15 protein-coding genes are annotated in these 23524 nt (G+C 62.0%); 6 read left to right on the plus strand and 9 right to left on the minus strand.

Annotated features, from left to right (window positions below; genetic code table 11):
* Positions 1 to 44: 44 nt before the first annotated feature.
* Positions 45 to 770, minus strand: coding sequence for an alpha/beta fold hydrolase (locus ABJ363_09515; GenBank protein ID MEP4379224.1), 726 nt, complete (start codon positions 768 to 770; stop codon positions 45 to 47).
* A gap of 48 nt (positions 771 to 818) precedes the next feature.
* Positions 819 to 3038 carry a reductive dehalogenase domain-containing protein gene (locus ABJ363_09520; GenBank protein ID MEP4379225.1) on the minus strand — a complete coding sequence of 740 codons (2220 nt, stop codon included), beginning with the start codon at positions 3036 to 3038 and terminating at the stop codon, positions 819 to 821.
* A gap of 215 nt (positions 3039 to 3253) precedes the next feature.
* Between ABJ363_09520 and ABJ363_09525 the strand changes: the two genes are divergently transcribed.
* Positions 3254 to 3385, plus strand: coding sequence for a hypothetical protein (locus tag ABJ363_09525; GenBank protein MEP4379226.1), 132 nt, complete (start codon positions 3254 to 3256; stop codon positions 3383 to 3385).
* Between the two features lie 292 nt (positions 3386 to 3677).
* On the opposite strand, the gene ABJ363_09530 is transcribed toward ABJ363_09525, so the two are convergent.
* Positions 3678 to 5126 carry a sigma-54 dependent transcriptional regulator gene (locus ABJ363_09530; protein ID MEP4379227.1) on the minus strand — a complete coding sequence of 483 codons (1449 nt, stop codon included), beginning with the start codon at positions 5124 to 5126 and terminating at the stop codon, positions 3678 to 3680.
* A 225-nt stretch (positions 5127 to 5351) separates the two neighbouring features.
* Between ABJ363_09530 and ABJ363_09535 the strand changes: the two genes are divergently transcribed.
* Entirely contained in the window at positions 5352 to 11687 is a 6336-nt protein-coding gene (locus ABJ363_09535; GenBank protein MEP4379228.1) for a hypothetical protein, read from the plus strand.
* Between the two features lie 11 nt (positions 11688 to 11698).
* On the plus strand, positions 11699 to 14398 hold the full coding sequence (locus ABJ363_09540; protein ID MEP4379229.1) for an ATP-binding protein: 2700 nt from the start codon (positions 11699 to 11701) through the stop codon (positions 14396 to 14398).
* Between the two features lie 36 nt (positions 14399 to 14434).
* Here the strand turns inward: ABJ363_09540 and ABJ363_09545 are convergent, their stop codons facing one another.
* On the minus strand, positions 14435 to 14941 hold the full coding sequence (locus ABJ363_09545) for a hypothetical protein (protein MEP4379230.1): 507 nt from the start codon (positions 14939 to 14941) through the stop codon (positions 14435 to 14437).
* Between the two features lie 421 nt (positions 14942 to 15362).
* Here ABJ363_09545 and ABJ363_09550 point away from each other — a divergent pair, with 421 nt between their 5' ends.
* From ABJ363_09550 to ABJ363_09560, 3 genes are read left to right on the plus strand one after another with little or no spacing between them, the layout of a single operon-like run.
* Entirely contained in the window at positions 15363 to 16640 is a 1278-nt protein-coding gene (locus ABJ363_09550) for a TolC family protein (protein MEP4379231.1), read from the plus strand.
* Positions 16641 to 16690: 50 nt separating this feature from the next.
* Complete coding sequence (locus ABJ363_09555) at positions 16691 to 18382, plus strand: ATP-binding cassette domain-containing protein (protein ID MEP4379232.1); 1692 nt, start codon at positions 16691 to 16693, stop codon at positions 18380 to 18382.
* Positions 18382 to 19680, plus strand: coding sequence for an HlyD family type I secretion periplasmic adaptor subunit (locus ABJ363_09560; protein MEP4379233.1), 1299 nt, complete (start codon positions 18382 to 18384; stop codon positions 19678 to 19680). The genes ABJ363_09555 and ABJ363_09560 overlap by 1 nt, the downstream gene beginning before the upstream one ends.
* Here ABJ363_09560 and purU read toward each other — a convergent pair.
* The 5 genes from purU to ABJ363_09585 form a co-directional block, all read right to left on the minus strand.
* Positions 19677 to 20567 (minus strand): formyltetrahydrofolate deformylase, encoded by an 891-nt coding sequence (gene purU, locus ABJ363_09565; protein ID MEP4379234.1) that lies wholly within the window; start codon positions 20565 to 20567, stop codon positions 19677 to 19679. The genes ABJ363_09560 and purU overlap by 4 nt on opposite strands.
* Positions 20568 to 20649: 82 nt before the next feature.
* Complete coding sequence (locus ABJ363_09570) at positions 20650 to 21030, minus strand: hypothetical protein (protein ID MEP4379235.1); 381 nt, start codon at positions 21028 to 21030, stop codon at positions 20650 to 20652.
* 1 nt (position 21031) lies between these two features.
* Entirely contained in the window at positions 21032 to 21892 is an 861-nt protein-coding gene (locus ABJ363_09575) for an ABC transporter permease (protein MEP4379236.1), read from the minus strand.
* Positions 21889 to 22704: an ABC transporter permease gene (locus ABJ363_09580; protein MEP4379237.1), complete on the minus strand. Its 816-nt coding sequence runs from the start codon at positions 22702 to 22704 to the stop codon at positions 21889 to 21891. The genes ABJ363_09575 and ABJ363_09580 overlap by 4 nt, the downstream gene beginning before the upstream one ends.
* Positions 22691 to 23488 carry an ABC transporter ATP-binding protein gene (locus tag ABJ363_09585; GenBank protein MEP4379238.1) on the minus strand — a complete coding sequence of 266 codons (798 nt, stop codon included), beginning with the start codon at positions 23486 to 23488 and terminating at the stop codon, positions 22691 to 22693. The genes ABJ363_09580 and ABJ363_09585 overlap by 14 nt, the downstream gene beginning before the upstream one ends.
* Positions 23489 to 23524 lie beyond the last annotated feature (36 nt).

The following is a 23524-nucleotide window of genomic DNA, read 5'->3' on the forward strand; positions in this document are numbered from 1 at the left end:
GGACCCGCCCCTAAGGGGGCGTCTCTTTCCGTTGGGGTGCGGTATCAGTCCGATACGCTGGCGGCAACTTCCTTCAGGATTCGCACCACATCGTCGACCGCGGTGATCATGGCGTCATGGCTGGTTTCGAGGATCTCTGCACGCCATGTCGGATGTTCGCCATACGCGGCGACATTCGCGTCGAAGGTGGAGTTGCGATAGCCGGTCGCGCGGACATAGGTGCGGTTGGTGATCGCATCCAGCGCGCCCGTGATTCTGGCCCTGTCATGGAATGTCTTGGCAGACTGGATCGTCATCTTGGCCTTGATCCAGGCGGCATCCTCGGGGTTTTCCACCCCGATCAGCTCCGGTTCGGGCGGCGGCATCCGCCAGGCGTCCGGGTCCGCGGCCACCTCTTTCTCGATCATCTCGCGGCGCCAGTCGGGCAGCATGTCGTTCTGGGAGACCCCGTCGGCGGCGATGAAGGCGTTGATATACACCAGCGCCGCGATCCGTTCGGGCATCCGGTCGGCGACGCTGGTCGTCACCATGCCGGCGTAACTCGCGCCTACCAGAATCACATCCTCAAGGGATTCCCATTTCAGGACGTTGCCGATGTCGGTGACGTTCGTCTCCAGCCCCACATCCGGCGTCAGCAGGTGCGACCGTTCGCCGAACCCGGTCATCGTCGGCGTGAAGACCTCATGTCCGGCCGCGCGCAGATGCGGCGTTACCCGTGACCAGCACCATCCGCCGTGCCAGGCGCCGTGAACCAAAACAAACGTGGCCATTCTCATTCTCCGTAAAAACGTAGGTAGATGATGTTTGTGCTGTGCCGATCAGTCGGCGTCGGCGGATTTCACGTCCTTGAAGTCGGCCGCATAGGGGTTCGCCGCCAATTTCTTCGCCGGTCCCGCACCGACAGGGGGCGTCGGCGTGTAGTGGGACGGGGCCGGGTTGCCGGCAGCCACGCGGGCCCTGGCTTCATCGGGTGTCTCCACCAATGCACCGGCTGCCACGGCCGCCTTGCGATCCACGGGGACGGGAACGGGCGTGTCGGGCGGCGGCATCATGTTGGCATGGTAATAGGCCATGCGTTGTTTCGCCGGATCGACCTTCCGCGAGGGGTCGATCTCGCGCCGGTTGACGCCCTTGGGCGTGACGGTCCGGTCGCCGACGACTTCATGGTCGAACCACCATTTCTTGTTCAGGTTTCGGCGACCGTTGCCGAGCGCATCGTCCAGCCATGTGGCGATGGGGACCATGATCGGCTTGAGGAACAGGGCATTGACGCCCATCCAGCTCGCCAGGCGGGTCAGCAAAGGTCCGTCCGTATCGACCACCTTGTTGATGGGACAGGTTTTCATGCAGCGTCCGCAAGCAGACCCGTGTGGATTGGTGACCCGGTAGCGCGCGCAACGCTCGGCGTCCGGCTTCCAGATTTCATAGCCGTTGAACATCACCTTGTCGCCGAAGGGGATCGCGTCGCAGGGACATTCGCGCGCGCATTTGAGACAGTTGTTGCAGAAGGTCTGGAGGCCGAAATCGATAGGCTTGTCGGTTTCGAGCGGCATGTCGGTGGTCAGGACAACGGATTTGAACCTCGGCCCGACAAACGGGTTCAGCACCAGTTCGCCGATACGGCTCATCTCGCCAAGCCCGGCGAGCAGAACCAGGGGTATTTGCAGGACGTCGCTGTCGGCATTGGTCTGGGCGCGGGCCGGGAAACCTAACTTGCCGAGCATATGGGCCATCACGCCTGCGATTTCCGCGCCGCGCTGATAGCCGCGCATCGACTGGGCACCAGATATCCAGTCGTCGCCGCTGGCCCCCTCCATGGTGTCGAAGCCCTGGTCGATCAGCATCACGACTGCATATTTGTGATACATCTCGATTTCGGTGCCGTCATCCTTGTGGGAGTACCATGCGTAGCGGGGTATCTCGCAGATCCCTGTCAGGTCGGCCCCAAGGAAATAGGATAATGCCTTCAGGGCCTTGGTGTTCTGTGCCGGGTCTGCGTATTTGGTCATATCCGGCGCGGCGGCGGGCTTGCCATCCTGATGCGGCACCATGGCCCGGATCAAGGAGACCATCGAGCGGGCGAGGGGATGCTTGGTGGCGAAACGGGCGCGTTCGCGCTGTGCCTTGTCACCGAGATCGCCCTGGAGTGCGCGTTCAAAGAAGGCCGCCCGCTTCGGGACCCGGGGTACTTCGTCGTCGAGGATCAGTGTGGTGGGCCGATCCACGCGCTTGACGGTTTCCATCGGGTAGCGGCTGGCATGTGACGGACGTTTTGCACGGCGGTTGCGTTCGCGGCCGGACCGAGCGTCGTTGATGCCCCACCAATAGCGCAGGCCCTTTGCGTTCATGGCGTTGACGGCCAGCGGCCGGTCGCATGCGAGTTGATACGAGGTGGAGACGACCGCGATGGTAAAACGCTCGATATAGGGGTTCGCGAGGCTGTCGTCTTGGTTTCGGATGGCGATGCCGGCCAGCACCGCGAGACGCGCCTCATCGAGCATCCGGTTGCCGGGAACGTCGGCGCGTGCGTCATAGCCCATCAACCGGATATGCCCCGCGATATTGACCGCGATTTCCGTAGCGCGCATTTCGGCTGCATCCACGACCGCCGGCCCGGTCCATTCCGCCGAAAGTGGTTCGTCTTCGGGTATCCGGCTGTGCTCGACCATGATGACGATCGCGTGGCTATGATCCGGCGGTGTCGTGCCTGTGCGCCATGCGCTCTCGGGGATCAGACAGATTCCGGCCTGGCTTGCGTCGAGAAAGTACGCCGCCCCCAGGATGTCCACCCGGCAGCGTTCTTCATCATCCGTCTCCGGCGCCGTCTCCGGGGCAACGTCGCCGCTGGCGAACTGCGCGAACATGTCGCGAAACCCGCGCGTGACTTCACCAAGCAATGGCGAGGCCGCGCGGTCACCGGCGGGCGGGGCGGCTGATCGGGATATCTCCATGGCGCCCAGCGCATCGTCGCGGGGCAGCGTTTCCAGCGGAAAGGCGCCCAGGTGAAACGGTCGGTTTCCGTTCTTCAGAAGATGCATCGAAGCTGTATCTCAGTGTCTGGCCTGATCGGCGCTCCGACATCCGAAGCCCGGCTATTTTCGCGGTGTATGGCGAATACCACAACCGGCTTCATGTGGTGGCAAGTTGGCATGGGGTTTGCTCCGTAGGGCATATGAACAATCTATCCCTCATCCGTGGCCGGAATCACGATGTCGCCAATGATATTGGCCACTCTGATGCGGACCGCGAGGCCATGCGTAGCTGGATTGCCATGCTGCGAAAGGAAGCCCTGAACCTTCGTTCGGAGGCGCAACACATGCTGAATGTCGCGGAAGAGGCAGATACGTTGGCCGGCCGGATCGATTTTCAGCTGAAAAGTCAGTAAATGAGGTCAACTGGCACGCCGGTTGCATCGTTAGGGGCAGGACACCTGAGTGTGTTGTGTCCTCCTCCCCCAATAAGGCGGCGTCCTAGTCAGGTCGCCGCCTTTATTGTTCCCGGGTCTGTAGAAGTACAAATTATATATAAATCAATTGGTTAGTATGGTTTTCGAAGCGACGCCAGAACAACGGAATGCCCCAGATGTCGATTATCTGGTCGCAGATTCGCGGTCGCAGTTTGAGACACGAAATCGCATTGTGAAACGTGATGCCACCGCCAAATTGCGAGCCGCCGGGTTATTCCGGGTCGGCCGACGGGTCTGTTTCGTCCCATTTGGCGCGTTTGCGGTACAGGGTCGCGGGGGACACCTCAAGATAGGTTGCCGCCATCCGCACATTGCCTTCGCACAACTCGATCGCCCGTTCGATCGCGTCGCGTTCCATATCCTCCAGGGGCCGGATGTCGTCCGGCGCGTTGGCGGCGGGCGTTGCGCCCGACGTATCGGTGTCGTGCTGCGGCGAGGCCATTTGCAGGGACCCGCCGTCCGAAACCCCGCCGCCCGGCGCCAGGCTCGCGATCTGCGGCGGCAGCATCGAGGCCGGCACTTCGCCGCCGGGGTTCATCACGACCATGTTGCGGATGACGTTCTGCAATTCACGCACATTGCCGGGCCACTCATAGCTGACAATCGCCGCCGCGGCCTCTCGGGAGAAGCCGTCGAATTCCTTCCGCTCTTCCTTGCCATAGACATGCAGGAAATGCTCGGCCAGAACCAACGGGTCGTTCTCGCGGTCACGCAGGGGCGGCACGGAAACCGGGACGACGTGGAGCCGGTAGAAGAGATCCTCGCGCAGACGGCCCTCGCGCACTTCGAGTTGCGGGTCGCGGTTGGTCGCGCAAACGATCCGGGTGCTGACACTGCGGGTCTTGCTTTCGCCGACACGCATGAACTCCTGGGACTGAAGGAAGCGCAGAAGCTTGACCTGGAGGTCGAGCTTCATTTCGCCGATTTCGTCGAGAAACAATGTTCCGCCGTCGGCGGCCTCGACCGCACCGATCCGGTCGCTCGTCGCACCGGTGAACGCGCCGCGTACGTGGCCGAAGAGCTCGCTTTCCATGAGCTCCGCGGGAATCGCTCCGCAATTGATGGGGACAAGCTGACCGCGCGAGCGGCGGCTGTATTGATGGATCGCCTGGGCACAGAGCTCCTTGCCGGTGCCGCTCTCGCCGGTAATGAAGACGGTGGCATCGCTGGGCGCGGCGGATTCGAGAATTCGATAAAGATTAAGCATCGCCAGGGATCGCCCGACGAAATCGCCGAAGGAGTCTCGGTCGATCTCCTCGCGGTATTCGGCTACGATTCCCGCGAGTTGGGCGGCCTCGATGGTGTTGGCCACGGTGACGCGAAGCCGGTCGGCGCTGAACGGCTTGACCAGAAAATCCTTCGCGCCGGCCTGCATCGCCGAGACGGCAATGCCGATCGAGCCATGCGCGGTGATCACGACCACCGGGATCGGAATTTCGTTGTCCGAAAGATGTTTCAGGATATCCATGCCGTTCATGTCGGGCAGTTCGAGATCCAGCAACAGCATGTCGGGGGCACCGTTGGCGATCTGGTCCAGCGCGTCGCCGCCGGTCTCGACATGGGTGATGTCGTAAGGCTGGGCGCGCAGATACTCCTGGTAGGTGTGGGCGAGGGGCAATGTATCCTCGACCAGGAGTATTTTCGGACGTGTGCTCATGATAATGGCTCCATACGGTCCAGCAGCGTCGTTCGGGGACATCGGGCGGCTGCGGTACCTGCAGCCAGACAGAATGAATACCCGATCAATCCGTGCTTAAATAGAGGGGGCGACCAACAACTTGGCAACCCCTTCGGATTGAACGGAATTTGCGGGACGGGTCGGGCGCTTGCGGCGCGTGAATGTCCTGCGGTGGTATAGGTTTTCCGATGAACAGGCGGACAGGCAATGGCTGATTCGAATGGCACGGTAAGCGGCGCGACCGCGGGCGCAGATTCTGGCGCCGGCACGCAGCTGGCGCAAGCCGGCCCGGTGTCACAGGGCGACGGCCGTGAGACAGTGACGGAACTCGCCCAAGGAACCGGATCGGGCGCAAATCCGGGCGTTGGCCAGATTACCAACGCGTCCGGCTCCGTATCGGTTGTTCGCGCTGATGGCACGCGCGAACAGGTCGGTCCGGGCGATTCGATCTTCCAGGGCGATCTGATTGTCACCAGCGCCGGCGCAGATGTCGAAGTCTCTTTTGCCGATGGCACCAACGCGTTCCTGGATCAGGAAGGGCGTCTGCTCGTCGAACGGGTGGAGCCCAATGCGCCGCCGGATCAGAGTTCCGCGTTCTTCGTTGTCCTTGAAGGTTCCTTCGTCTTTACCACGCCGGACAAGATCGACTCTGGCGGCGGCCAGATCGATGTGCGCACGCCGGTGGCGACGATCAATGTCGAACGCGGACGGGTGGCCGGCAGGGCCGCACCGGAGGCCGAACTCAATCTCTTCACGCTCGTTCGCAATTTTGACGGCTCGCTAGGCCGCGCGCTCGTGGCGACCACCGCCGGGACCATGCTGCTGACCGAGGAACTCCAGGCGGCCGAGGTATTCAGCCTGTTTCGCCCGCCATCCGCACAGGAAGCCGCGCCCGCCCAGTTGATCGAACTGATCGGCGACCGGGCATTTCAGTATATCGAGACGAGCGGCCCGCAGCAGACGGTGCAAGTCGACGCGACGAACCCCGGGCAGGCTCGTATCGTCCAGAATAATCTGCAGCAGAATGACGGCAACCCGCAGGCCCCCGGGCAGGATGGCGGGGTGACGACCGTCTCTGCGCAGGGCAACGGATTTGTTCGAGGTCCCAATCAGGGCGGAAACAATCCCCTCGATCAGGGACAGGAGCAGGCGCCGCAGACGCAGGCGCCGGTGACGACGAACCCGGCAATCACCATCAACGGACCGGGTACATTCACGGCCAGTAACGGGGGTGACTCCTTCATCTATCTGAGCGGTTCCGGCGCGGTCACGATCATCGGCGGTACCGGCAAGGATACGGTGGCCTTGACCGGGAACGCGGCCGCGGTGAACAGCTTCAACGTGACGGTCAACAACACGACCAAGGCGGTTACCACGGACCTCGGCGGCGGCAATACGGTCACAATGAGCAATGTGGAATCCCTGACACTCAATGCGGGGAATTCCGGCGACACTGCGACACTCCCCGACCTGAATGGTACTGCCATCACCAACAACACCGTCCGGTTCAACGGTGGCGCGGGCGCGGACATCCTGAACGGTGACGTGGCCGGAAGGCGGATCATTGCCTCGGGCGGCGACGGCGACGACACGCTGACAAGCAGCAGCACGGTTGACGGATCGGGTGGCACGCTGAGCGATACCCTGAACGGGGGGGCGGGCAACGACACCCTCAATGGCGGTGTCGATGGCGACATATTGAACGGTGGAAGCGGCACCGATACCGCGAGCTATGCGGGTGCGGCGGTTGGCGTGACGGCGGACCTGACGACACCGGCGAACAACACAGGTGAAGCCGCAGGCGATACCTATGACAGTATCGAGAATCTGACGGGTTCGTCGAATGCCGACACATTGCGCGGTGATTCCGGGGTGAACACGCTCACCGGCGGTGGGGGTGACGATATTCTCGAGGGACGCGGCGGTGCGGATGTGCTCGTCGGTAATGCGGGGTCAGATATCGCGAGCTATGCGAACGCGGGCGCCGGATTGACCGTGGACTTTGCGGCGACGGCGAACAATACCGGCGCGGCTGCGGGCGACACCTATAACAGCATCGAAAACCTGACGGGCTCCGGATTCGCCGACAATCTGACCGGCGACGTGAACGCCAACACCATCAACGGCGGCGGCGGCAACGACACGATTGACGGCCGGGCCGGCGACGACGCGCTCGACGGTGGCGCCGGCACCGACACTGTGACGTTTGCCAATGCGGGCTCGGGGGTCACGGCAAACCTGACGACGGGCGGCAGCACAGGCGGTGACGGAACGGACACGCTCGCCAATTTCGAGAATATGGTCGGTTCGGCGTTCGCGGACACGCTGACCGGCGACGGAAACGCCAACACGATTTCCGGCGGTGCAGGCGGTGACACACTGAATGGCGCAGCCGGGGTCGATACGCTCAATGGTGACGCTGGCGACGATACCCTGATCGGCGGTGCGGGTGGCGATGCCCTCAACGGTGGGACGGGGACGGACACGGCGAGCTATGCGGGTTCGGCGGGGCTTACGCTCGATCTCGCCGATACGAACAACAGTACCGGTGATGCCGCCGGCGACAGCTATGTCGGTATCGAGACATTCGTCGGAACGTCTTTTGATGACATCTTCGTGGGAAGCACGGGCGACGACAATCTGTCCGGAAGCGGCGGCAACGACACGATCGGCGGCGGCACGGGCAATGACACCCTGAACGGGGATGGCGGCAACGACACGTTGAATGGCGGCGCCGGTAACGACACGCTGAATGGCGGCACCGGCGACGACACGCTGGACGGCGGCGCCGGCAATGACACATTCGATGGCGGCTCGGGAACCGATACGGCCAGCTATGCCAACGCTGGCGGCGCCGTGACGGCCAGCCTGACGGGTTTGTCGGGGACTGGCGCGGGCACCGACACGTTCGTCGTGAACACGGTCGAGAACCTCACCGGGTCAAATTTCGACGACAGCCTGACCGGCGATGCCAACGCGAACGCGCTCGACGGTGGTGCAGGGAATGATACGCTCGAAGGCCGGGCCGGTGCGGACGCGATGACGGGCGGTGCGGGCACGGACACGGCGAGCTATGCGAACGCTGCCGCGGGTGTCACCGCAGACATGACAACGGTTGGCAACAACACCGGGGAGGCGTCGGGTGACACCTACGCCACCATCGAAAACCTGACCGGCTCGGCGTTCGCGGACAGCCTGACCGGGGATGGGAATGCGAATGTCATTTCCGGCGGGGCTGATGCCGACACGCTCAATGGCGCGGCGGGTGCGGACACGCTGAACGGCGAGGCCGGTGACGATGTTCTGATCGGTGGGGCCGGCGCGGACGCGCTTGTCGGCGGCACCGGGACCAACACCGCGAGCTATGCGGGCGCCGCAACCGGCGTGACGGCAGACCTCACCACGCCGGGAAACAATACCGGTGATGCGGCGGGCGACAGCTATACCGATATTGCCAACCTGACGGGCTCCTCGAACGGGGACACGCTGACGGGAGACGGCAATGCCAATCTGCTCTCGGGCGAAGCCGGGGACGACACGCTGAATGGCGGGGCGGGAAACGACACCCTCAACGGTGGCGCGGATGTGGACACGCTGAATGGCGGCACCGGGAACGATACGCTTGACGGTGGTGCCGGTAACGACACGCTGAGTGGCGATGCGGGTGCGGATAGTCTTACCGGCGGCGCGGGAACCGACACGGCGACATACGCAAGCGCCGCGGCGGGCCTGACGGCGGACCTCGATACGTCGGGCAACAACTCCGGCGATGCGTCGGGTGATACCTACAACGGCATCGAGAATCTCACGGGGTCCAATTTCGACGATACACTGACGGGCGATACTGGCGACAATCTGCTATCGGGCGGCCTGGGCAATGACACGCTGAACGGCGGCACGGGCGATGACAGGTTCGATGGCGGTGCAGGAACGGACACCGTGACCTACGCCAGCGCGAGCGCCGCGGTGACGGTCAGCCTGACCGCCTTGACCGGATCGGGGGCCGGAGCGGACACCTTCGTCGTCAATACGGTCGAAAACATTACGGGTTCGAACTTCGACGACAGTCTGACGGGCGACGGCAATGCCAACAACATCATCGGTGGCACCGGAAACGATACGATCGACGGGCGCGCGGGTGATGATGTGCTCGACGGCGAGGGCGGCACCGACACGGTCACCTATGCCAACGCGGGATCGGGTGTGACGGCCAGCCTGGCGGCCGGGACCAGCTCTGGCGGCGACGGTGCGGACACGCTGTCGAATTTCGAGAATCTGACCGGGTCGGCTTTCGTCGATGTTCTGACCGGCGACGGGACTGCGAATACAATCCGTGGTGGTGCATCCGCCGACACGATCGATGGCGGTGCCGGCAATGACACCATCCATGGCGACGCCGGGGATGATGTTATCCAGGGCGGGGCCGGCAACGACACCTTCATCGTGGCGGATGGCGATGGCGGCGACAATATCGACGATTCCGCCGGCACCGATACCGCACAGATATCGGGTAACCTGAGTGCCGCAAACACCTATGCCGTGACATTCGACGGGACCGACGTGGTCGTGACGCGCGGCGCGGTCGTGATTGATCTCGACGGGGTCGAGAATCTGCAGCTGACAACGGGCAGTGGTGTCGACAATTTCACCGTTGCGGACCTGAACGGCTCGGACCTGACGGGAACCTTCACGATCAATGCCGGAGCCAGCGGCGATACCGTCAATGCGTCCGCGGCGACAACCGCCGTCGTCATCAATGGCGAGAACGGGTCGGACAGCCTGACCGGCGGTTCGGCGGCAGACACGATCAACGGCGGCAGCGGCGACGACACGATCGAAGGCCGGGGCGGCGACGATATTCTCGATGGTGAAGGCGGCACCGATACGGTGAGCTATGCGAATGCCGGTTCCGCGGTGACCGCGAGCCTCGCCGCAGGAACGGCCACGGGCGGCGGCGGGTCGGACACATTGTCGAACTTCGAGAACATTACGGGTTCGGATTCGGGAGACATTCTGACCGGTGACGGCGGTGCCAACGTGCTGACCGGCGGTTCGGGCGGCGACACGCTGACCGGCAATGCCGGTGCCGATACGCTCCACGGCAATGCCGGTGTCGACGGACTGTTCGGCGGGGACGACAACGACATCCTTATCGGCGGCGCGGACGGGGACAATCTCAATGGCGGTAACGGGACGGACACGGCGAGTTATGCAGATGCCGGAATTGGGGTGACCGCCGACCTGGACGATAACAACAACAACACCAACGATGCCGCGAGTGACCTATACACGAGCATCGAAAATCTGACCGGTTCGTCCTTCGCCGATGTCCTGACCGGCGACGGCAACGCGAACACGCTGAACGGCAGTGCGGGTGCGGACACACTCAATGGCGGCGCGGACAACGATACCCTGAACGGCGGCAATGACGGCGACACGCTGAACGGTGGCGATAACAACGACACCCTCAACGGCGACGCGGGCGCGGATATCCTGAATGGTGATGCCGGTGACGACCTGATGAACGGTGGCGCCGGGGGCGATACCTTCACGGGCGGGGCCGGGACCGACACGGTGACGTATGCCGGTTCGGCGGGCCTGACCCTGGATCTCGCGAACACGGGAAATAGCACCGGCGATGCCGCGGGTGACAGTTACGCCGACACGATCGAGGCGTTTATCGGCACGTCCTTCGCGGACATCTTTACCGGCAGCAACAACGACGACAATCTGTCGGGTGGTGACGGCGGGGATACGATCGGCGGGGGCACGGGCAACGATACCCTGAATGGCGACGCGGGTAACGACACCCTGAATGGCGGGGCCGGTAACGACACATTGAATGGCGGCGCGGACAACGACACGCTCGACGGTGGTGCCGGCGACGATACCTTTACCGCCGGCGCGGGCACCGACACGCTCACCTACGCCAGCGCCGGGAGCGCGGTGACGGTCGATCTCGAGACACCCGGCAATAATACCGGTGACGCCCAGAACGATACCTACACGGACAAGACAAACATCGAGGGTGTTGTCGGGTCGGGTTTCGACGACCGGATTACCGGCATCGATGAGACCCAGACGATCGACGGCGGTGCGGGCAATGACACAATTCTCTCGGGCAACGGGGTCAACACCGTTGACGGCGGTACGGGCAACGACACGCTCTTCAGTGGCGAGGGGAATGACACTCTGACGGGCGGCGATGGCGCCGATACCTTCCATTTCGCGACCACCTCCGACGGCACGAACGCGATTACCGACTTCCTGAGCGGGACCGACAGGTTCCAGTTCCTCCAGAGCGGTTTCACCGGGATCGGCCTCACCGTGGATGCCACCAACTTCTCGACGGTGACCGGCGCCTACAACAATAACGGCGCCCACAGCGGCGCGTCCTTCATCTTTGCGGATACGGCGGGGGCCGGCGGCTCGTTGTTCTTCGACGCTGATGGCGATGGTGCGGGCGCCGGATACGAAGTCGCGACCATTACCGGCGATACATTGACCGCCGCCGACATAGACGTCACGACGACGGCTGTGTAGTCAGAGGGTTCATGCGCTTCCTGCTCGAAAAACTCGACGCCAAGTATGTCCTTCTGGCCATCGCGATTGCGATTCTCGGTACGACCAGTGCCGTATCGGTCATCAACCTGCGCGCCCAGTACCAGGTGTCTGCCGGCGATTACAAATCGGCGCTCTGGTATGTCTCGCAGATCGAGTTCGAGTTCTCGAAGCTCCTGAACGGGCTGGACCAGTTTGGCTCCGTACGCAGCAATGTCGATCGCGAGGGGGTACTCGCCCGTTACCGCGAGCTCGACCAGCGCCTGCCGAAGCTGCTCGAATCCATCGAGGCGGCGGATGACGCTCCGCAATATTCCTATCCGCGGGGCCAAAATCTGCGCGCGCTGCTGGCATCGCTCGAACCACGAATACTCGCCCTGCAACCCGGTGATATCCGCGGCCCGCTCGGCATGCGGCGGGACATCGAGGTGGAATTGTCATTCCTCCAGCGGTTTATCCGGACGGCCGAACGCGGGGAACGCGAAGCTTTTTCGGCCCGCGACCTCAACCTGCAGCCGGCGTTCGCGGAGATGCTGCTGACGGCGGCCGGCACTGTTCTGGGCATCGGCGCGCTGATTTTCCTGTTGATCCGGGAAATCCGGCGCACCCGCGAGGCCGAGGAAGAAATGCGGATCGCGCGTGACGAGGCGGACCGGGCCAATGAGGCCAAGTCGCGATTCCTGGCCCTGATGAGCCATGAGATCAGGACGCCGATGACGGGGGTGCTCGGGACGCTGGATCTTCTTGTCGATATGCCGCTCGAACGACAGCAACGTGGTATCGCCGAAATCGCGTTACGGTCGAGCAAGGCGTTGCTGAATGTTATCGACGATGTCCTCGACTACTCGAAACTGGAAGCCGGCAGATTGAAATTGTCGCCGGAAGTCTTCGACCCGGTCGAGGTGATGAACGATGTCGTCGATCTGATGGCGCCGAAGGCCCACAGCGAAGCCCTTGAGCTGTTCCCCTGGTTCTCGCTGAACGTGCCACAACGCGCCATCGGTGATCCGGCACGGCTGCGCCAGGTCTTGCTGAATCTCGTGAACAACGCGGTGAAATTCACCGAGCGTGGCGGGGTTTTCGTCCGGGCCGATGTAGAATCGGTTGTCGGCGAGAATATCGTGCTGCGGTTCGAGGTTGCGGATACCGGGATCGGTATCCCGGAAGATCAGCAGGACGAACTGTTCGGCGAATATGCCCAGGCCGACCCCGGAACCTATCGCCGCTATGGCGGGACCGGGTTGGGACTTTCGATTGCCAAGCGCCTCGTCGAAATGATGGGCGGCCAGATCGGTTTCGACAGTCGGCCGGGTGAGGGGAGCCGATTCTGGTTTACGGTCAGCCTGTCTTCGGCCGGGTCCGATATCGCGCCGCGCGCCGCCGTTGATTCGGAGTTCCCGGTCCAGCATGCGGTGATTATCAGCGAGAATATTGTTTCGCGGGAGATGTTCGAGCATGCGGCCCAACTGCGGGGTTGGACCGTTGACGAGGTCGTGTCTGTTCGTGAGTCGGGTTCGGTACTCGCGTCATGCGACATGGCCAGGACCATTGTGATTGTTGACGCCAATCTGCCGCGCGATGGCGCCGAACGGGTCATCCAGCACCTGCGCACGGAATCCGGCATGGAAGAACCACATGCGCTCGTCATTGCATTGTCGGCGACCCGGCGCGGTGAACTGGTGCGATGGCACGGGGTCGGTTATCGCGAGGTTGCGTTCACGCCGTTTGGCCCGAATGGCGAGTTTCTGCCGCTGGAAATCGACCCGTCGCAGGAAGTTGTCGAACGCGACCAGGCGGATCTTGCGGTCTTCAATCCGTCATTCGGCGGCAACGTATCGCGCAACGGACGGCGCGTTCTTCTGGTCGAGGATGTCGAGGTCAATCGCGTGGTTGTCGGTGCGATGCTCCGCAACGCCGGTTTCCGTGTCGACGCTGTCGATACGGGCAAGGCGGCGCTGATGGCCGTCGACAAGACTGCCTATGATGCCATTCTCGTCGATCTGCATCTCCCTGACATGCACGGAACGGATATCATGCGTGGAATCCGCGCCCGGCCAGACGAACGTTCGCAGATGCCGATACTGGCACTGTCTGCGGATGTCGTTTCCGACGATCGGACAATGTGCGAAGAAGCTGGCGCGAACGATCTGTTGTCGAAGCCGTTCGATCAGGCAACATTGGGAGCAACCGTCGAGAGCCTGATCGGAAGCGATAACGTTTCGCAGGAAGAGGTCGTCGGGGTTGCGGCCCCCGCCACGACCGAGGTCGAAGCGCCAATGGATCAGGTCGAGGATGTCGAGCTGATCGATGTATCCGTCATGTCTCAGCTCGAGGCCGATGTCGGGGCGGAAGCCGTCTCGAACCTTGTCGGCAAATTCCTTGATGATGCCCGCTCACGGCTTGGCCGCGTCTCCGCCGAAGCGGACATGCCACGCCATGATATCGAACGCGAGATCCACAGTGTGGGCAGCAGCGCGGCGACTTTCGGCGCACAGCGCCTGGAGCGGCGCGCGCGCGAGCTTGAGCATGATTGCCGTGCGGGACGAAGCTTCGAAGAGATCGATTTTCATCGGCGCCTGGTGGTGCTGAATGGCGTCCTGGCCGAGACCGAGCAGGCGTTCCGGCATTCCTACGCGGCCGCGGGCAGCGAAATCGATGCCGGGTCTGGGTTGAGCCGTCAGGCGGGAGAGTAGGGCCCGGCCCTTTGAACGCTTAAGGCAGAACCCGGACTACATAATGGTTTCGTTGGCCGCGTCAGCGACGAATTTGGCGGAAAACGTGCCGTAAATGCAGGCGGGTTCGTTATCCGCAGCGGGCTTCGTCGGTACGAAGATGCTGCGATAGGCGACTTCGTTTCCGAACTTGTCGGTGTAGATGCCGCTGTTCCGGCTCGGGGATTCGTTGTTCACGGCCCGTCCCGCGGCGGCGAGGAATTCTTCGCGGACATCGTTCGGCAAACGCTGGGCGGCAGGGAAGCGGCTCGATGGCAGTCCGAGAAATGCCTGTGCGCCCGTGCCCGAGATGACGATGGAGGAATGATCGGGACTCACGGTGTCATAGACCATCAGGAAATCATGACTGTCCTCATCCCAATGATCGTTGAGCATTGTATTGACGAATTCGCCGAGGCAGTCGCGCGCGAAACGGTCCCAGCTTTTGAATGTCCGCTCGGTGGCGCGCCGCTCGGACTGGATATTTTCAAACTTCGTATCGCCGGATTCGATCGATGCGTTCATGGGACAACTCGTTAGTTGCATGTGCAGAATGGTCATGCCCAAGGAATTGCAACTCCCGTGCCAACTCTTGTAACAATGCTGAGTGGCCATTAACTTACTGTTTTTGAATGATAAAAGAATTTCCCCATCCCGTTTACCGATAACCCGGACAGCCGGAGACAGGTTCTGGTCGCATTTCGGACTGCGCCCAGGGCGTTGTTACGCACAATTTGCAACGTTCGAACGGATCGCGTGCGGGGCCTGTTGTCCTTTATTGGACGATGGTAACTTGACGCCCCACGAGGCCCTGCTGTGAGAGCTGGGGAATAAAGAGGAGTGGACCCTGGTGCGCGTTGCACGAAGCCTTTTGATTGCGATGACGACCGCTCTTCCGCTTTTCGGCGGAAGTTCTGCCTCTGCACAATCCTTTGAGGATTTGTTGATGCGGATGCTGGCGGAACATCCGCGGATCATTGCGGCGGAAAAAGGCCTTGGGTCGACCCGTGAGGGCATCGGCCAGGCGCGCGCGGCTTTCCTGCCTCAGGTTTCATTGTCGGCAGATCATGGGTACGAGTATATCGACAGCCCGGACAGGCGCGAGGACCCCGGTGACCCGTCCAGCCTGGCGCGCAGCAAGGCGACGCTGACGGCGACCCAGAACCTGTTCTCCGGTTTCGGGAACACATCTGCTTTCGAGATATCCAAGCTCGATGCAGGTCGTGCGCGGCTCGTACTCGAACGCACCCGTCAGTCGCTGACGCTGGATGCCATTCGGGCTCACAACGCGGTGACCCGTGACTCGCTCCTCGTCCAGTTGGCGACATTGAGCGAGCGGACCATCGCCCGGCAACTCAATCTAGAGGATGAACGGGTCGAGCGCGGGTCGGGCATCGCGGTGGACGTCTTGCTCGCCAAGACCCGGCTTCAGTTGGCGAAGGAGCAGCGCGTCGCCTTCGAAGGTGGTTTGATCGAGGCGATCACGCGCTATGAGCAGGTGTTTGGTGGCTCTCCGGCGACAGGCGAGTTGTCCGCCATTGATGTCCCGCCTTCGACCTTGCCGCGGACCTTGCCGGAAACCCGCGATTCCGCGCTGGAGCAGAATATCGACCTCAAGGTTGCCGGAAACCGCGTATCGGCTGCCGCCGAGCGCGAGGATGTGGCGCAATCGAGCTTCTATCCGTCGGTTGATCTCGTTGGGTCCACGAACTTCGAAGACAATGTGAACACCAATCGCGGCATCCGTCGCGACTATTCCGTGTTGTTACGAGTTAACTGGGAGCTGTTCGCAGGGTTCCGCAACGAGTCGGCGGCGGCCGGTGCCGCGTTCGAGAAGGCGGCGGCGATCGCAACCGAGGCGGATATTCGCCGGACGGTTGAAGAAGATATCGGGGTCTCATGGCAGGCGTTGAAGACCGCCGAAGCGCGCTCGGAACTCCTGCGCAACGCTTCCTCGATCGCCCGCGAAGTGTTTGAGGCCCGGCAGAAGCTCAGGGCTGCCGGCAATGATACGGCGATCAACGTGCTGGATGCAGAGACCGAGGTCTTCAATGCGCGGATCAAGCAGATCCGGGCGGAATTCGATGCGCGCCTGGCGCGTGCGCAGTTGTTGTTCTCGATGGGGCAGCTGACCCCGGCCAACCTGTTTGATCTCCAGCCGCAAAGCGGCTCGCTGGTCGACGACACGGGGCAGTTCGATACCAGGGACACCGCGGCCCGCTAGCCGCTGACCCATCGATGCGCGGCTCGCAGACTGACTCCTATTTGCCAGAATTGCTCCGCAGTCTGTGGCCTCAGTATCGCGAACTCGCATTCCTGTCCCTGTTCATCAATATACTGGCGCTCGCGGTGCCCCTGTTCGTCCTGCAGGTGTACGACCGGGTTGTCTTCTTCGCGGGAATATCCACGCTTCAGGCCCTGGTCTTCGGTATCGCGATCGCCATCGGGTTCGATTTCGTTTTGCGACAGGCGCGAAGCCGGGTCCTGCAGCGTGCGTCGGTGCGCGTCGATGCGATGCTTTCGGGGCGGCTCTACGAAAAACTCGCCCAGCTCTCCCTGCGGCAACTGGAGAAGTCTGAAGGCGCGCGCTGGCTGGTTCTCCAGCGCGATGTGGAGCGGGTTCGCAATACCCTTGGCGGAGCCCCGGTGATTCTTGCCGTGGATGTGCCGTTTGCACTCCTGTTCCTGGCCCTGATCGCGGTGATCGCACTGCCTATTCTCTGGGTGGTCCTGCTCGCGGTCCCGGCGTTCGTGTTCATCGCCTTGTACTCCTCACGTGTGGCGGCGACGTCCGGCCAGCATGAGCAGGGCCGTCAGATTTCCCGGGACGCTATCGTGAACGAGTTTGTCGCGGGTCGTACGACCTTGAAATCACTCGATCTCGCGCCCCGGTTGCGCGACCGGCTGGAGCGGGAGCAGGTGGATACGATCTCGGCTTCGCTCGATCGCGGGCGACGCAACGATACGTTCGCCAATCTGGGACTCGCAATGTCGTTGCTGACGACAGTTGCGATTACCGCGGTGGGCGCCGTCGCAATTCTCGAACAGCAGATCACGATCGGCGCCCTCATCGCCACCAACATGTTGGCCAACAGGCTTATTTCGCCACTCAATCAACTCGTTGGAACATGGCGCAACTGGACATCGTTCGTCATGGCGCGGCAGCGCCTCGAGGAATTGTTCGCGCTGCCCGAGGAGCGGATGCAGACGGCGGTGGCGATGGTGCGCCCGGAAGGCGTGTTGTCCGCCGATCATCTCGCGTTTCGCTATGACGCGGATGGAGAACCCGTTATCGGGGATGTCAACTTCACGCTCAAGCCCGGGGGACTGCACGGGATAGTCGGACGCAGCGGAAGCGGCAAGTCGACCCTGATAAAACTGATGCAGGGTCTGTATCAGCCCGATACCGGCAGGGTCCTGATCGATGGCGGAGATATCGGGCAGTATTCGCGTACCGACCTCGCCGCCTGGATCGGCTACGTACCCCAGGAGACGTTTCTGCTGTCGGGCACGATACGCGACAATATCGCACGGCGCGATCATGCCGATCCCGACGCAGAGGTGGTACGGGTCGCGCGTCTCGCGGGCGCGCATGAATTCATTATCGATCTGCCCGATGGCTATGGAACCAATGTCGGCGAGGCCGGCAGCCGCCTGTCAGGCGGTCAGCGCCAGCGCTTGTCGATTGCCCGCGCGCTGTTTGGTGATCCCCCCGTGCTCCTGCTGGATGAACCGACGGCAAATCTCGACCGGCCTTCGGAGGAGCAGCTTCGCACTGCGTTGCACGAACTCGCGACGGACCACAATGTTGTAATCGTGACCCACAGCCCCGTCTTGTTGAGCGCGTGCGAGAATATTTTGGTGCTTGAGCGCGGGCAGATTGCGGCGGCAGGCCCGGGGCCGGATATTCTGCGGCAATTGTTTTCGGGCGAAAATGAACCCATCCCGCTGGAGCAGAAGACCTGATGACGGAGAACGGCAACCCGTTAAAGGATATGGCGGCCCGTCAGATCGGCCTGTCGTGGCGAAGAACCGGTTGGATCGTGGCGCTGCTGCTGTTGGGGGCTTTGGGCTGGGCGTCGATCGCGTCGCTCGACGAAGTTTCGATCGCGGATGGTGAGGTGGTGCCGCAGGGACAAGTGCGCCTGATCCAGCATCTGGAGGGAGGCATCATCAAGGCCTTGTTTGTCGAGGACAGCGCGTTGGTGAAAGCGGGGCAGCCGTTGGTCGAACTGGATCTGGCGAGCGGCGGCGTCAATCGCGAAGAACTCCAGGTACGGATCGACGGACTTGTCCTCAAGCGTGCGCGACTGGTCGCGTTGGCGACTGAAACCGAGCCTTCCTATCCCGCTGATGCCGCCGAACGCCATCCCCAGCTTGTGCTGGCGGAAAACGAAGCGCTGGCATTGACGCGCGCGCAACTGGAAAGCCGATTGGCCTCGGCGCGCGGACGCGTGGAACAGCGGGCCCTTGAGGTGGCAGAGTTCGAGGCGCGTCGCCGCGCCTTTGCCGCCAGCCTGCCGCTGGTGGAAGAACGCTTTCGTTTGTCCCGATCGCTTTTGGAAGAAGAACTGACACCGCGCATGGAACATCTCGAGCGGGAGCGGGAGTTGGAAGAACTGAAAGGTGAGATCGATCGCCTGCGTTCTAATCTGCCGCGTGCGAAGGCGGCGTTGGCCGAGGCCGAAGAGGGTGTTCGCGAGATCACCCTCGAGTTCCGCCGGGCGATCTCGGAGCAGATCACTCTTGTCGAGCTCGAAGTCGCGCGAGAACAGGAACGCCTCGTCAAGGCGACGGAACAGCGTTCCCGCGCCGTGATTTCAAGCCCGATCGAAGGCGTGGTCCAGAATCTTGCCTATCACACGATCGGCGGCGTTGTCGGTCCGGGTGACTCGATCATGCAGATCGTCCCATCGCGAGAGCGCCTGCTGATCGAAGCGCGCCTTGATCCGCGCGATATCGGCCATGTGGAGGTCGGCCAAAAGGCCGTTGTGAAAGTCAGCACCTATGACTTTGTTCGCTATGGTGGACTTGAGGGGCAGGTGGTGAGTATCGCGGCGGATGCCGATACGGACCGTTCCGGTCAACATTACTTCCGCGTCGTCGTCGAGACGGCGAACAGCGCTCTGGGGGCAGATGGCTCCTTGCCAATCATTCCGGGAATGCAGGCGACGATTGATATCCACACGGGTGAGAAACGCGTGCTGGACTACCTGATACAGCCGGTGCTGAAGACCCGGTCCGAGGCTTTCCGGGAACGCTAGGAAAAGACGACCGTCCGGTCGCCGCGCAGCAGGACCCGCTGCTCGATGTGATAGCGCACGGCGCGGGCCAGAACGACGCTTTCCAGATCACGGCCGATCCGTTCCATGTCCTCGGGCGTTTGGGCGTGGCTTACCCGGCTGGTTTCCTGCTCGATGATCGGGCCTTCATCCAGGTCGGGGGTCACATAGTGGGCGGTGGCGCCGATCAGCTTTACCCCGCGCGCATGGGCCTGGTGATAGGGCTTGGCCCCCTTGAATCCCGGCAGGAAGGAATGGTGAATGTTGATGCAGCGGCCGCTGAGGTAGGCGCACATCTCCGGTGTCAGGATTTGCATGTAGCGCGCAAGAACGATCAGGTCGGCGCCGGTCGCTTCGATCAGCGCACGGATCTGCGACTCCTGCTCGTCCTTGGTCTCGGGTGTGACCGGTAGATGGTGATAGTCGAGGTGGTAGAAATCAGCGAGGGGTTGCTGATCGGGGTGGTTGGACACGATCCCCGCGATCTCGAGGCCCAGCGAGCCTGAACTGGTTCGGTACAGGAGGTCATTCAGGCAGTGACCCGGTTTGGAGACCAGTATGAGCGCCTTGGGCTTCACCTGTTGATCGTGGATGGAGCACTCCATGGAAAACCGGGCTGCGATGGGACCGAAAGCCGCTGAGATGTTGTCGATATTCGGGGTCGCGGTACCGGCGCCGAATACCGTGCGCATGAAGAACTGACCGGACAGCTCGTCGTCGAACTGCGCCGATTCCAGGATGTTGCAATCCTGCTCGGCCAGAAAGCTTGCGACCGCGGCCACGATACCGCGCTGGTCGGGACAGGACAGCTTCAGGATGTAGCGCCGGTCGAAATGTTGGGACGCTTCGGATGCGCTGACATCATTCATGGGTAGGGGGCGCCGGCTCGTCGAAATTGGTGCGAGCCGGGTTTTAGAAGGTCACACGGCCAATTTGCAAGCGTTTCGCAGTTTAGCGATTACTCGGTGGCGCAAGATCGATCGATTTGATCCAGTATTGCCGGGATAGCCAGCGCACACCGGACGGTTGCACACGCGCGAGCTGGGTTGTTGGGCCGTCGGTGCCGCGTTGTACGCCAACCTCGTTGTAGACGTTTGAATGGAAACGTTCCGGCGGGAATTTGGCGGTCACCAGGAGATTGACGGTCTCCGGGCGTGCGTCCAGCGCAGTCTCCAACGCATCGGTGATGCGTGTGGGGCCGGTTACGCGGCCATAGCCTTCCCAGCCGATCCAGATCGCCGCCACGAAGGCAATGAACAGGATGTCCCGACGTTTGTACCAGGCCCGGCGCCGGCGAACCGGGCGGACTTCATCCATTTCTTGTGATGTCATATCAAGTAGGCTTCCAGACGAGACCCCACCGCTCGATGGTCCATTTTTCAAGCGGGACGAGAACCCAACGGTCGGTGGCAAGGAAAATGATGGAGATCAGGATCACGCCGAGGAACACTTCCTCGGTTTTGAATTCCTGCGCGGAAACGAAAATCATGAATCCGAGCCCGCTGTCGCCACCGATCATCTCGGCGGCGATCAATGCGCGCCAGCCAAATCCCATGGACATGCGCAGACCGGTGATAATCGAGGTCATCGCACCCGGCAGGTAGACCTGCAGGATGGCGTCGAGCCGCGAACCGCCAAGTGTTTGCACACCCTGAACCAGAACCTTGGGAACGGCGCGAACGCCCATCATCGTGTTGAAGAACAGCAACCAGAAGATTGTGTTCAACATGATGAAGAGGGTGGTTTCCCAGCCGACACCGAACCAGACAATCGCGAGCGGGATCCAGGCGATCCCGGATACGGAGTTCATGAACACGCCGATCGGCTCCAGATAGGCGGAAACGACACGGTTCATGCCGGCCATGATGCCGAATGCGATGCCCAGCGGAACGCCCACGACCATGGCGAGAATCACGCGGGCGATCGACGACGAGATGTGGTTGGTCAACTGACAGCCGTTGTGCCCCTCGATCGCGGCGAAGACGCCCGGGCAGTCGCTCTGCAGCCAGAAGATGGCCCCCCAGACATCCGCGATCGGCGGAATTTCAACCGGCTCGAACCACACGAATATCGTGTTCAGGTGCCAGAGGAAGATCAGAACGACAAAGGGAATGAGACCGAGGATGAACTTGCGCAGGCGCTGACGGCCAAACTTGCGCTGAACGGCGACGGAAAATTCGGTAATGGCGGTCATCGTTGTACGAGCCCCCAGCGTTCGATGGTGTCGGATTCAAGCGGGCGCAACAGGTAGTGATCCAGCATGATCCAGGTCAGTCCGATGAGCATCATGCCGAGAATGATCTGTGCGGTATTGTCGAGTTCCTGACCCGCAAAGATCATGTTGCCGAGGCCCGCCTGGCCCGCGAGCATTTCACCGGCAATCACGGCGCGCCATGCAAAGCCGATGGAAAGGCGCGACCCGATGGCGACCGAGGGCATCGCACCCGGCAGCAGCACGTCCTTGACGATCTGGAACCGCGAAGCGCCGAGGGTACGCGCCGCGCTGATGTAGCGCATCGGCACCGAGCGTACGCCCGACAGGACGTTGAATGCGATGGGAAAGAAACTTGTGTAAAGGATCACGATCAGGACGGTCGTGTTGCTGTTACCGAACCAGATGACGATCACCGGGAAAATGGCGATGCCGGACACGGACTGAAAGAAGTTCATCAGCGGATAGAACATGTCCGCGATGTTGCGATTCAGGCCGAGCAATAGTCCGAACGGTATGCCCAGCGCGATCCCGATGACGCTGCCAATGACAAGCCGGGTAAGGGTGTCGGCATAGAAACTGACCAGGACGCCTTTCTCGAGCAGATCGACCGACGAGACGAGTGTTGTCAGAGGCGAGGGAAGATAGCGATCGGGCCGTTCGATGACCGCCGAGATGATCGTCCAGAGGATCAGGACGCCAACCAGCAGAATGAGCAGCTGGATCGCGCGGCTGTCCGTGACCGTTTTCTTGAACGATTTACGCCGGGTCGGCGCGGTATCAACCGTCGTCATCGCTGGTAACCTCCGAGCGCACGAGGCTCAGGATTTCGTCGCGGGCTGCGAGGAAACGGGGATTGTTCCCCATGTCTTTCCACAGCCGTTCTTCGCGCGGAATGTCGATCTCGATTTCGGATTTGACCATGCCCGGTCGGCGCGAGAAGACGATGCATCGGTCACCCAGGAATGCGGCTTCCTCGACCGAATGGGTGATGAACAGGATAGTCTTCTTGGTCGCCATGACGACGCGGTTGAGCTCATCCTGAAGTGTGATCCGGGTCTGCGCATCGACGGCGGCAAAGGGCTCGTCCATCAACATGATCACGGGGTCGGCGCATAGTGTACGCGCCACGGCAACACGTTGCTTCATGCCACCGGACAATTCGTGGGGGTAGCGGTCCTCGAAGCCGGACAGGCCGACCAGGTCCACATACTCCTGAACGCGGCGCTCGCGCTCTTCCTTCGGCACACGGCGCAGCTCAAGGCCATGGCCAATATTTCGATTCACGGTCCGCCAAGGCAGGATGGCGTGTTCCTGGAACACCACGCCCCGATCCGGGCCCGGTCCGCGGATGTCGACACCATCCACCATGGCACGGCCTTCGCGATACGGAAGCAGGCCGGCAATGATGTTAAGGAAAGTCGTTTTACCGCAGCCACTGGGGCCAACGATCGCGACGAACTCGTTCTCGTAAATCTGCAGGTTGATGTCCTGCAACGCGTGAACGGATTCACCCGTATATTCGTCGGGATAGTGGTGCGCGAGGCCCTGGACAATAAGTTTTGCGTCGGTGGTCATGATATTCCTGAAGGTTCGACGGGCGCGAACGACGAA

The organism is Alphaproteobacteria bacterium, from assembly GCA_039980135.1.
Classification (GTDB): Bacteria; Pseudomonadota; Alphaproteobacteria; order UBA6615; family UBA6615; genus UBA8079.